7 protein-coding genes are annotated in these 13,318 nt (G+C 31.7%); 3 read left to right on the top strand and 4 right to left on the bottom strand.

What is annotated here, in order from left to right; genetic code table 11:
- Positions 1–34 precede the first annotated feature (34 nt).
- The 3 genes from deoC to B3M86_RS06720 are packed head-to-tail and all read right to left on the bottom strand — an operon-like array spanning position 35 to position 2,278.
- Positions 35–778 carry a deoxyribose-phosphate aldolase gene (gene deoC, locus B3M86_RS06730; RefSeq protein ID WP_180905763.1) on the bottom strand — a complete coding sequence of 248 codons (744 nt, stop codon included), beginning with the start codon at positions 776–778 and terminating at the stop codon, positions 35–37.
- Between the two features lie 9 nt (positions 779–787).
- Positions 788–1,261 (bottom strand): Lrp/AsnC ligand binding domain-containing protein, encoded by a 474-nt coding sequence (locus B3M86_RS06725; protein ID WP_171623291.1) that lies wholly within the window; start codon positions 1,259–1,261, stop codon positions 788–790.
- 27 nt (positions 1,262–1,288) lie between these two features.
- Positions 1,289–2,278, bottom strand: a complete 990-nt coding sequence (locus tag B3M86_RS06720; RefSeq protein WP_291078994.1) for an endonuclease — start codon at positions 2,276–2,278, stop codon at positions 1,289–1,291.
- 309 nt (positions 2,279–2,587) lie between these two features.
- On the opposite strand from B3M86_RS06720, the gene B3M86_RS06715 reads away from it, so the two are divergent.
- The 3 genes from B3M86_RS06715 (at position 2,588) to B3M86_RS06705 (ending at position 9,844) form a co-directional block, all read left to right on the top strand.
- Positions 2,588–4,798 (top strand): NADP-dependent isocitrate dehydrogenase, encoded by a 2,211-nt coding sequence (locus B3M86_RS06715; protein ID WP_291069104.1) that lies wholly within the window; start codon positions 2,588–2,590, stop codon positions 4,796–4,798.
- 228 nt (positions 4,799–5,026) lie between these two features.
- The gene (locus B3M86_RS06710) at positions 5,027–7,351 is read left to right on the top strand and encodes a hypothetical protein (protein WP_291075925.1); all 2,325 of its coding nucleotides are present in this window, start codon (positions 5,027–5,029) and stop codon (positions 7,349–7,351) included.
- Between the two features lie 129 nt (positions 7,352–7,480).
- Positions 7,481–9,844 (top strand): TonB-dependent receptor domain-containing protein, encoded by a 2,364-nt coding sequence (locus tag B3M86_RS06705; RefSeq protein WP_291047871.1) that lies wholly within the window; start codon positions 7,481–7,483, stop codon positions 9,842–9,844.
- A 43-nt stretch (positions 9,845–9,887) separates the two neighbouring features.
- Here the strand turns inward: B3M86_RS06705 and B3M86_RS06700 are convergent, their stop codons facing one another.
- On the bottom strand, positions 9,888–13,271 hold the full coding sequence (locus tag B3M86_RS06700; protein WP_291069100.1) for a hypothetical protein: 3,384 nt from the start codon (positions 13,269–13,271) through the stop codon (positions 9,888–9,890).
- Positions 13,272–13,318: the final 47 nt, after the last annotated feature.

Genomic DNA, 13,318 nt, shown 5'->3' with positions numbered 1-13,318 from the left:
CATTTTTTCAGGACGTTACAAATGTAGAAATTTTCTAATAACCTTTTGCTCCTTGCTCTCCTTTTACAATCGCTAAAGCAGATGATGTTCCAATTCTTTTCACGCCTAAAGCGATCATTTTTTCAGCTTCTTCTGTCGTGCGAACTCCGCCAGAAGCTTTCACTGGAAGCGAACCTGAATTTTCAAGCATCAATTTAATAACATGCTCGTTTGCTCCATTTGGTTCTCCATTTTCAGTTTTATAAAAACCTGTAGAAGATTTTACAAAAACTTTTGATGCATTTTCTTCACCTGCTTTCTCTAAAACAGTATCACGAATTAATTGTGTTATACCAACAATCTGTTCATCTGTTAAAGCAGCAGTTTCGATAATCCATTTTACAACTTTACCTTCACGCAATGCGACTAATGTTGCAGCTTCTACTTCTTCTTTTACTTTATCACTATCACCTTTTTTGAACGCTTCGTAGTTTACTACAAAATCTAATTCATCGGCTCCATCAGCAATTGCTTTTTGCGCTTCTCTCAACTTTTCATTCAAATCGTAAGTCCCTTCAGGAAAACCAATTACAGTTCCCAAAACAACATTCGATTTTTTCTCATCCAATAATTCACGAACTGATCTTACATAATCAGGACGAATCATTACCGCATAGATATCATTATCAATAGCTTCTTGTGCTAACTTATGCACCATCTCTAATGTATCAGAATTCGAAATACCTGCTTGTTCAGGTGTTTTAAGATACGTCGAGTCTAAATATTGATTAATATTCATCTTTGTATATTAAAGTTTTATTTGTCTATCTATTGGTTGCTCCAACGAAATTATAGTTTCTGTACGTGTAACGCCATCAATTTGCTGAATTTTTTTGTTCAACACATTCATTAAATGTAGATTATCACGACTCAAAATTTTAAGGAAAATCCCGTAATTTCCCGTTGTAAAATGAGCTTCCACTACTTCTGGAATCTCTTCCAAAGCTTTCACAACTAATTTATAAGAAGAAGGTTTGTCCATAAAAACACCAACAAATGACATCGTTGAATAACCTAAAATTGCTGGATTTACAATTACTTTAGTTGAATCAATCACACCAGAAGCTTCTAATTTCTTGATACGTTGATGAACTGCCGTATTTGATATACCTAATTCTTTTGCTAATTGCGAAACAGGCATGTTAGCATTGTCCATAAAGGCATTCAGAATCAACTTATCGATTCCGTCAATCTCAACCTGACCATTTTCGTGGATTCTCACCTATTCTTAAATTATACTGCTACAAATTTAATATTTTAAAATGGTATAAACGGGAAAATGATCGCTATATCCACCGAAATATTTTCTACCAAGAAAAGTTCTGAATGGCGAACCTGTAGATTTTCCGCCTGTATTCTTCAAAAAATCAGCATCAAAAATATCTGTTTTTATATATTCTAAATTTGATTGACAAGTAAAAAATCCTTTCGAAAAAATCTGTTGATCGAATAACATCCATTGTTTTTTAAAGATCATCGAACCTCTTTTATAGGATTGTAGACTGACCATTGGATTGAATAATTCGTTTCTGTTTATCTCTTCTTGTTTAGAACGTGTATCCAATTCATCAATTAAGTCAGAATTTGTTGGAGCATCATTAAAATCTCCCATCACAACAATTTTTGCCGAATAATTTTCGGTTAACAAATCGTTAATTCTTTTTCGAATCGTTTTAAAAATATGTTGACGTTTTAATTGATTGACTTCTTTATCAATTTTAGAAGGTAAATGAACAATAAAAAGATGAATAATTTCGCCAACTAAATTTCCTTTTACATACAAAATATCCCGTGTGTAAGATTTTGTATCATATTGATCTTTAAAGATAAATCTAATTGGTTCGCTTTCTAGAACTTCAAAAAATTGTTGACGATAAATTAATCCAACATTTATTTTTCGTTCGTCTAATGATTCATATAAAAGTGTTTTATAATCGCCATCTTTCAAAAAATCATTTTGAATCAAATCTTGCAAAACCTCTTCATTTTCAACCTCAGCCAAACCAACCAAATATGGCAACTCATTTGTTTCTAATTTGCCAATTTTAGAGATGCAAAATGCAATCTTATTCACCTTTGTATCATAACGATTATCTTTCCATTTGATAAAATTACTTGGCAAAAAAGATTTGTCTGATGATTTAGAATAAAAATTTTCGACATTATAAAATGCGATTGTCGCTAAATTTTGTTTCAAAAGAATTGTTTTATGCAAAATTAAGAAAGAAACTAAGTTCATAAAAATTGGTTTCTTAAAAGAATTAAATAGACAGCTCTTTCAAAAGTGAAATTATACATGAAGTTGAAAAAAAAAACAGTCAAAAATTATCAACTTGAACAATTTTGTTTCAATAAATTATCAACTTGACGACCTATCAAAAATCATGTTAAAAATTATACTAAAATTAGTGTAAATGATTGATTTATGGTCAACTTAATCTGTTAAATATTGTATATTTGCAAAGTTTGCAGTATCTGCATTCAAAATTGAAAAAATGTATTTTTAATTGACTATTATTAAAATAGTCTCAAAAAAATTTAAAACATAATGTCAAAAATTCATTACACACTTACGGATGAAGCTCCGATGTTGGCAACTCACTCATTTTTGCCAATCGTACAAGGATTCACGAAAACAGCTGATATTACAATCGAAGTTCCAGATATTTCTTTAGCTGGACGTATTTTAGCTAATTTCCCTGAATTCTTAAAAGAAGAACAAAGAATTCCTGATGCTTTAGCAGAATTAGGAGCTTTGGCGACTACTCCGGAAGCAAATATCATTAAGTTACCTAATATTTCGGCTTCTGTTCCTCAATTAGACGAAGCGATTGCAGAATTGCAAGCGAAAGGTTTTGCTGTACCAAATTATCCAGCTGAACCAAAAAATGAAGATGAAAAAGCAATCAAAGCTAGATACGGAAAAGTTTTAGGTTCTGCTGTAAACCCAGTTTTACGTGAAGGAAACTCTGACCGTCGTGCGCCTAAAGCTGTTAAAAACTATGCAAAAGCAAATCCTCACAAAATGGGAGCTTGGGCTACAGATAGCAAAACAGAAGTTGCTTACATGAAATCTGGTGATTTCTACGGTACTGAAAATTCTACTACGTTAGAAAACGCAACTGAATATACAATCAAATTTTACGGAGAAGATGGTTCTGTTCAAGAATTAAAATCAGCAGCGCCTCTAAAAGCTGGAGAAGTAATTGATTCTTCTGTAATGAACTTAAACTCTTTAAAATCATTTGTTCAAGAAGCGATTCAAGAAGCAAAAGACAAAAACGTATTATTGTCTGCTCACTTAAAAGCAACAATGATGAAAGTTTCTGATCCTGTTATTTTTGGAGCAATCGTTGAAACTTTCTTCAAAGATGTTTTTGTAAAATATGCTGATACTTTCAAAGCATTAGATATTAATCCAAACAATGGTTTAGCAGATTTATTCGAAAAAATAAAAGGTCAACCTCAAGAAGCAGAAATCAAAGCTGCAATTGAAGCTGATCTAGCAAACGGACCACGTGTAGCAATGGTTAATTCTGATAAAGGAATTACGAACTTCCACGTTCCTTCTGATATTATTGTTGATGCTTCTATGGCTGCATTGGTAAGAAACGGAGGTAAAATGTGGAACAAAGATGGCGCTGAAGAAGATACTGTAGCGATCATCCCTGACCGTTCTTATGCTGGTTTCTACGAAGCTGTTGTAGACGATATGAAAGCAAATGGAGCGTTAGATCCTACAACAATGGGTTCTGTTCCTAATGTTGGATTAATGGCTCAAAAAGCGGAAGAATATGGTTCTCACGACAAAACTTTCCAAGCTCCTGCAAACGGAACAATCAAAGTTGAAGACGCAAACGGAAACACATTATTAGAGCAAAAAGTTGAAACTTCTGATATTTTCAGAATGTCTCAAACGAAAGACGCTCCTATTCAAGACTGGGTTAAATTAGCGGTTAACAGATCTCGTTTATCTGATACTCCAGCAATTTTCTGGTTAGATAAAGGAAGAGCTCACGATCAACAAATCATCAAAAAAGTTGAAAAATACTTAGCTGATCACGATACAACAGGTTTAGATATTCGTATCATGGACGTTAAAGACGCGATGAAAGAAACTTTAAGCCGTGCAAGAGAAGGAAAAGATACTATTTCTGTTTCTGGTAACGTTTTACGTGACTACTTAACAGATTTATTCCCAATTTTAGAATTAGGAACTTCTGCTAAAATGTTATCTATCGTTCCATTAATGAACGGAGGTGGATTATTCGAAACTGGTGCGGGAGGATCTGCTCCAAAACACATCGAACAATTCGTAGAAGAAGGTTACTTACGTTGGGATTCTTTAGGTGAGTTCTTAGCATTACAAGCTTCTTTAGAGCACCTTTCTCAAACACAAGGAAATGCAAAAGCTCAAACTTTAGCTGATGCTTTAGATGAAGCAAATGCTAAATTTTTAGCAACTGACAAATCTCCAGGTCGTAAATTAGGAACTATCGATAACCGTGGTTCTCATTTCTATTTAGCTATGTACTGGGCAGAAGCGTTAGCAAATCAAACAAAAGATGCTGATTTAGCTGCTAAATTTGCTCCTGTTGCAAAAGCTATGGAAGAAAACGAAGCAAAAATTAACGAAGAGTTAATCGGAGCGCAAGGTAAACCTCAAGATATTGGTGGTTACTACAAAGCAGATTTTGCTAAAACAACTGCTGCAATGCGTCCATCTGCAACATTAAATGCAATTGTTGACGGAATCTAATCCAACACAACATTTCTTTATAAATTTAAAACCTCGAGAAATTCTCGAGGTTTTTTTGTTAAAGTCTTTTAATTAAATTCATTAACAAAAATTAACATTATTCGAGAAGAAAAATCGTCATTCAATCAAAAGTTATGATAAATTTTAATAAAAAGTATGAATGAAAATCATCTAAATAATGATAATTTTAAGAATTCAAATTCATTCTATTAGATTAATCATTCTCGCATGAAATATATTTATTTACTCGCATTATACTTTTGCTCGATTACAACTTTTGCGCAATCAAAATTGGAAACGGCTATAAAAAGTCTGGATACAAATTACGCTCAAGAAAAAGTTTATTTATTATTTGATAAGGAAGATTACATTGCTGGAGATAATATTTGGTTCAAAGCTTATACATTAAATGGCTACAAACCAAGCTTAATTTCTACAAATCTTATTGTTGAATTATACGATAAAGACAAAAAATTAATCAACCGAAAATTGGTTCCGATTGTGAACGGTGAAAGTGACGGAACACTGAATACCAAAAACGAAAACGAAGAAGGAATTTACTTTGTAAGAGCCTACACAACGTACATGACTTTCTTCTCAGAAGAATTTCAACATATCAATCAAGTCAAGATTTATAATCCAAATTTAAAATGGAATGCAAAAGCTTTTGCGGAAGGTGGAAATTTTATTCAAAATCAGACAACTAAATTTGCTGTAAGATTAAAATCGGACGGAGATTTACCAAAAAAATGGAATGGTTTTGTATTCGAGAAAAATAATCCTACCAATAAAATTACAACATTTGATAATCTAGATGAAAACGTTGCGACTTTTGCGTTGAGAGCAGAAGAAGGCAAATCTTATCAAGTACAATTAAATGACGAAAAAGGAAATCAACAAATTATTGATTTACCTGAAGCTAAAAAAGATGGGATTCTGATGAAAGTTGTTCGAAATAGCAAAGACATTGTGATCCAATTAAAAAGCATCAATCAAGAAAATCCTTTATTGAATCATAAAATTATTGGAACAATTAATAATGAACTTGTAATGAGTTCTCAAATTGTAAAAAGTGTGGAATCGGTTTCAACTTATGTTCCAAAAGAGGTTTTAGACAATGACAAAGGTATTTTGAACATTGCCATTTTTGATGCAAATGATATTCAGGTTGCTCATCGTTTGATATTTATCAATCCAAAAGAATCGTACAAAAAACCTGAAATTTCTTTCGAAACAACGGCTAATCCACGAGAATTAAACACAATTAAGGTAAAATATCCTGAAGAAATTAATTTTTCGGCTGTTATCAAAGATCAAAAAAATAATGATGAAGACAATTTAATTTCTGCAATGTTATTGACGCGAGATTTTAGTTCGAAAATTAATCATCCTACACAATATTTTAAAAATAATGAATTCTCAGAAAATCTGGATGCGCTTTTAATAACAGAAAAATGGAAAAGATTTAATTGGGAAGATTTAGTGGTTGGAAATATCGTAAAACCTACTATTGACAACGATCGTAGATATCTTTCCTACAAAGTGAAAGCATATAATAACGGGAGAGAATTGAGCAATGCTTCGTTGAGTATTATTTATAAAATGCAGAATAATGGAAAAGAATTTGCAACGCTTGATACTGATTATGAAGGAAACTTCGAGATGAATAATTTGTTTTATTATGGGCCAATGGCGATGAATTATTTCTTGAATTCGGAAAATGGAAAATCTGCCAACAACGGAACTTTAACTTTATCTGTTGTGCCAAATTATAAAAGTACAAGTTATAAATCCAAATTGCCTGCAACGCCTTATTTATTAGAAGAAATTACGAATAAAGAAGAAGTCGAGAAGCAGAATACGTATAAACAGAACATCAAAATCATCAATGATAAAAGTATTCGTCTGAAAGAAGTTGTTGTAAAAGCGGATAAAAAATCGAAAACTGAGAAGCTGAACAATGAATTAAGTAGCGGAATGTTCAATAACATAAACGAAACTGTGATAGATTTCGTAAACGAATCTCAGCCAATAGAAGGTTATACAAATATTATGGACTTTTTAGCTGGACGAGTTGCAGGATTAACGGTTTCTAACGGAGTTCCAAAAATTAGAAATTCTGAAGTTGCAATTTATTGGAACGAAATGAAAATGACTTCAGATAATTTAACTAGTATTAATCCTAGAGATATTGCGATGGTAAAAATTTTCAAAGGCGCTGGTTTACTTGGTAATGCAATTGCAATTTACTCTAAACGAGGAAGTGATGCGCCAGTTGATAACACGCCTATGTTACCTAATAATTTAATTCAAATTGGTGGTTATAATCAATCCCTTCCATATTTTAACAATGATGATTACGAATCGCTTTACAACGATGTTCCGAATGACATAAGAAGTACTTTATTTTGGAATCCTAATTTGTATACAGCTCCAGGAGAAGACACAGAAATAGAATATTTCAACAACGATAAACCAAAAGATTATCAATTAACTATAATTGGTTTCGATGAAAAAGGAAATCCTGTTTATTATGAAGGAAAAATAAATTAAATCAAAAACCTCAAGAGATTCTCGAGGTTTTTGGTTTTAATCAAATTCGTCGATAATATAGTAGGGTTTGTCGATTTTAAAGTTCAAAAAGAATCGATTTGGAGAATATTTGTTTAAAATTAATTCAACATGAAAACATTTATTCAACTTATCATTTTATTTAGCGCTAGTTTTCTATTTGCTCAAAACTATACACTAACAGGCGAAGTTATGGAGCAAAATAAAGCGCTTCCTTATGTTGACATTACCTTATCTAATCAAGACACAATTATCAATTTAACAACAGATGAACTTGGAAAATTCGCTATTGAAGCAAAGAAAAATACGTACAAATTTGAAATCAACTATTTTGAAGAAATTGTTTTTCAGAAAGATATTCAATTGAATAATTCTATCGATTTAGGAAAGATTGAAATTAAAACATCTACAAACTTGAAAGAAGTTGTCGTTGGAGCAGAAAAGAAAATCATGGAACGAAAAATCGATCGGTTTGTTTTCAATGTAGAAAATTCTACTTCAGCGGCTGGCGGAACTGCAATGGATGTTTTGCGCGTCACTCCTGGTTTGAATGTAACAAATGATAATATTGCGGTTTCTGGAAAAAATTCTGTAATGGTTTTGATTGATGACAAACCAACTTATATGTCACAAACGGATTTGATTAATTATTTGGAAAGTATTAGCGCTTCTGATATTTCAAAAATTGAAGTCATCACGACTCCGCCTGCAAAATATGAAGCAGAAGGAAATAGTGGAATTATAAATATTGTAACAAAAAAAATAAAAAATAATAGCTGGAATTCCACTATTGGAGCATCATATACGCGAAGTAAAAGAAACACAGAGCGCTACAATGCAGCTTACAATTTACAAAAAGATAAATGGACAGTTCAGACTTCGTTGAATGCTGGAGATAGAAGATTTCTGAGAACATGGAACAACGAATTATTTTTCTCTGATGCGCGCAGACACAACATTTCTTACACAGATTATATCAACAAATATCTAGGAGGACGATTCTCTGTTGATTATAAATTAACCGATAAATGGACAATTGGTTCTAAATTTTCATTCAACAATTCGAAATATAATTCAGAAAATCCACAAGAAATGTTTTTCAAGAATTTAACGAACGAAGTTTATCAAACAAATAAAGGAAATTCATTCGAAAATGGTAAGACGAATCAATCTTTGGTCAATCTTTATTCTGAATTTGCACTTGATTCATTAGGTAAAAAGATTTCATTTGATGCCGATTACGCCAATTATTCATCTCCTATGAATAGAACTTATGCAACCAATTCTTACAAAAATAATCAGTTAATAGAAGATTCTTTTTTTGGTGGAAAAAGTAATTTAAACAATCGTATTGAGAATTTTTCATCTAAAATTGATGTAGAACTTCCTTTAACAAATTTCAATTGGAGTTTTGGGGCTAAATTTTCGCAATCAAAATCAAATAATTTGGTTGAAGCATATAAAGCAGACGAAAATTACAACTATACATTTGATGAAAATTTGTCGAATCTTTTCAAATACAAAGAAAATAACGAAGCAATTTATTTGAACGGAAGTAAAAAGTTTGGAGAAAAATGGCAGATGCAAGCTGGTTTGAGATTAGAAGCAACACAAACAGAAGGTTTTTCGAGAGAAAATAATCAAACGAATAAAACAGATTATATCAAACTGTTTCCGTCATTTTATTTGTTGCATACTTTTGATAAAAGTAAAAGTTTAGGAATTAATTATTCGCGTCGTATCAATCGTCCAAATTACGAAAGTTTAAATCCTTTTCGAATGATACAAAACGAATATGTTTACAACGAAGGAAATCCTTTTTTGAAACCAGCTTTTACACACAATTTAGAACTTACTTTTACTTACAAAAAATTTGATACTCGACTTTATTATTCAAGTTTGAGAGATGGTGTCAATCAAGCTTCAATCATTGATGAGAACACAAAACATAATACTTTTGTTTGGATGAATTTTGTAGATTCGGATAGCTTTGGTTTGAGCCAAAATATGACGATAAATCCTACAAAATGGTGGTCAAGCGTTACTACTTTTGAAGTTTCTTATTCGAGCGCAAATGTTGCAATTTCTTCTAAGCGATTCAAAGGTTGGTCGAGTTCATTATTTTCGACAAATGATTTTACGCTTAATCAACAAAAAACGATGTTTATTAACTTGATTTATTTTCAAAATTTTGGAGAAACTTTCCAAAATTATAAACTAAAACCTTATGCTCGTTTCAATCTTTCGTTCAAATATTTGATGTTAGATAAAAAATTAGAATTGAGTTTGAATGCAACAGATATTTTCAAAGCGCAAGAATATTTATCACAAAATAACAATGGAATCGTACAAACTTTTGCGAATGTATGGGATACTCAAAGCATAAGAATTGGATTGAATTATAAATTCGGAAGTAATAAATTATCAGTAAAAAATCGCGAAACTGGAAATCAAGATGAAGTAAATAGAATGTAAAAATAATAATAAAAGACGATTTTATAAAATCGTCTTTTATTATTTAAAACCTCGCTTGCACTTGCACACTTCCCGTATGTATTGGCTTATTTTCTTCGGTTTTTCGTCCATCATACGAAATATTCAATTGCAAAAAACTTGTGATTTGCCGTTGGATTTGCAACTGCCAAACAAAATTATTTCCAGCGCGCAAACCTTCCATCATTTGATTTCCAACAACAGATTCTTGGTTTCCGATAAATTTATTGTTGATAAAACTAAAACTTCCCAACAAACTCATTTTATCCGAACCGTTCCATTGAATTTCTGTTCCCAAATCCGACTGATTTAATTGCTCTTCACCCGAAACATTCTTCTTATTTTGATAATTATAAAACAACGACGCAACAAGATTTTTTTCTGTTTGATACGTAATTTTTGGTGATAAACGAAGATTATTTAACTTATATCGTCTACTCAAAAATAATTCAGAATCGCTGTTAATCACCATATATTCAGTATCGAAACTTGCGATTAGATCTTGCAAAATCTTATAACGCGCTTGCAACAAATAACTGTCTGAATCACGGTATTCAGAACCTGTGTAAACATACGTTTGGGATTGTTGTTGATTGTAAATAAAATTTGACGACCATTTATATTGTGTTCCTTGATTAAAGAAAATCGACGAACGAATACTTCTTGTTTTACCTAAAATTTGAGCCGAATTCGTAAAAGGATTCCATTCTAACGTCGTTCCTTCTTTGCGCAACGAGTTACTTGCCGAGATATTTTGCTGAAACATCCAACGATTCCAGAATTCATTTTCGGTATTAAAAACTTGTTTTGGACGAAAACGCAACGTAAAATTGAATTGATTTTTATTCGTTTTCAAATACTCGATTGTATTCGTATACACGCGAATATAATTTGCTTGGTCGATAAATTCTGCCACTTCAAACTCGTCAATTTGCTCAATTCCATCGCCGTTATAATCCGTCCATTTGTAAATTCCCATTCCATCCGAAACTTTTACATACTGAAATTCACGCTGCGGTTCCACACCGCTTCCCACTTCATAATCTACATTTAATTGTAAACCTTGATTGAAAAAAGCTTTGTACCATTTTACGCTTCCTGTCATAAAATCTTCGTTCGGCGCATCTAAAAATTGATAATTAACTCGTCGATAATGGAAATTTAAATTTAATTGATGATTTTGTTTTTGTATTAATGTTGAATTAAAAATAGCTCCTTTACTTTGTTGAATATTTTGCCAAGTCCCTAAACGAACCGAATCGTCTTGACGTTGATAAACCGTCAAATCGATTTTATGACCAAGCGAATCTGCAAAACCTCCTTTCAACTGAAATTCATTCCATTTAAAACTTAAATCTGATTTTTGATTTTTTGTCAAATCATCCATGTCATTATTCTCGCCCCAAACTCTCGCTCCAACCCAAAATTTATTTCCAATTTTTCGTTTTCCATCTACCATATAACGCGCAAAATTGGTATTTTGAAGCGTTGCTTTTGTTGATAAAATATTTGCTTGCGCAACGATTTCGTCTTTTTCAGTTTTATAATTTGCATCAAGTTGATTTCTCAAACCTTTGTACAAACCAGTATTTTCAAGATAATCGAATTTATATTGTGCATTAAATTTTTCTTTCCAAGATGAATTGATTTTTGTTGTGATAAAATTCTGATTTACGCCACTTAATTCTTGTTCCAAATTAAAATCTCGTGCAAATTCAACAGCTCGTAAACGCTCTGCACTTTTATAATTTTTATTAATAAAATTCCATTCCGCATAAGGTGTAATTTTCCAATTTTTGAAAGAAAATGTTTTTTCACCATAAACACGAGTTGCTAAACCAGAATTGTTTTGATCATCAATCGATGAAAATAAATTTTGATCATAATTACTCAAACCTAAATTAAAACCAACATTTCCATTATCTCTCAATTGATATTGTCCATTCAACGTATAAATCTGCAACTTTTTAAGCGAAATTAATTGCTTTATTGGTTCATAATCACCTCGTAAAACTCCAGCAATTGCTTCGTTATATTGAAAGACTTTCCCATTTTGATTCGCATTTATTTGTCGATAATTTCCTTGATTAGCTCCAACATACGTGAAAGCCACTTGATACAATTCATCGTTTGGATCTGTCGAATATTCAAAGATATCTAATCCATTTTGATTTACTTTTCGATACAAGATTTTATTCGAATCATACGTCGTTTTCTCTGCAGAAACGGTGTACATTTTATCTGGATCATTCCCTGCATTTGCCAAAATTTGCTTTTCAGCATCTGTCAAATCATTTCCAAGTGAATTATTCTTCGAATCTCCTTGAGAAAAGAAAAAACCTGACAATTTCAATCGTTCCGATTCATATTCAGCTCCACCATAAAGTAAAACTTGTGAATAATTTCGAGAATTGTACAAATACTCCACATTAATGCGCGTATTTGCGGTAATCAATCGGTTTGAAGTGAAAGAAATTTCTCCTGTATTGTAATTAATTACATAATCATTTTGCTCGCCACGCTCCAACAAAACACCATCAATATATACTTTCTCACTACCAGAAATAATAATCACATACAATTCATTATTCTTTCCAGAAAGCCTATAAGGACCTTGATTTCCGTCTTGTCCAACAAAATTAACACGCATAAATTCACCTCGTGTAATGCTTCCAGAAGCAAAAATATTGGTCGACGATTTTTCGCCTTTTAACTGAGTTGACAATTGTAAACCTGTTACTTTTTGATTAAATGGATTGAAAAAATCTCGTTCTTGATTGGTATTAATATCAATATGTCCAGCTCTAATTTTCGAATTTTTACTGGCTAATTCGATGTAAACTTTATCAAATTCTTGCAGATTTTGCGTGTATCCATCCGATTCTATTGGCACATTATTATCCGCAATCGCCGCATTTACTGTAATATCATCCGATAATTTTCCTGACAATTCCAAATCCAACGAAGATTGCACAGACGCACTTTGATTATTCCCAAAACGAATACCACGAACCATCGAACCTTTACTATTCAAACCATCAAAAACATCTTTGTTCGCTTGTTTTGAATTCGGTTCTATTTGATGAAAAATATCAACTGGTTTTGCATCATTAACAATGATATTCGGATTTTTGGCATAAAAAACAGATTCGGCTAATTTTGGATTAACAAAATACTGAATTTTCACCATTTGTTTGGCGATTGAAGAATTGAAATAAACCTCGTTTCGTTCAAAATTTATCGTATAAAATTCTTTTGAAATTGGATTTCCTGTTGAATCTAAAATTTGAAATTTTTCGGATAAAATTCCTTTATTTTGAAGCTTTATCGTATCAGAAAGTTGAACAGAATCTTGTCTAAAATTAGGATTTTTCCACCCAAAATGTTGAGCAAAAACAAAACTGTTCACTAACCAAAAACATAGAAAAAATAGAATCCGAAACTGCAAAAGATTTT

The organism is Empedobacter sp. UBA6305 (genome assembly GCF_002440405.1).
GTDB classification, from domain to species: Bacteria; Bacteroidota; Bacteroidia; order Flavobacteriales; family Weeksellaceae; genus Empedobacter; species Empedobacter falsenii_B.
Note: the sequence above shows the minus strand (reverse complement) of the source record. Positions and strands in the feature narration are given on the sequence as shown.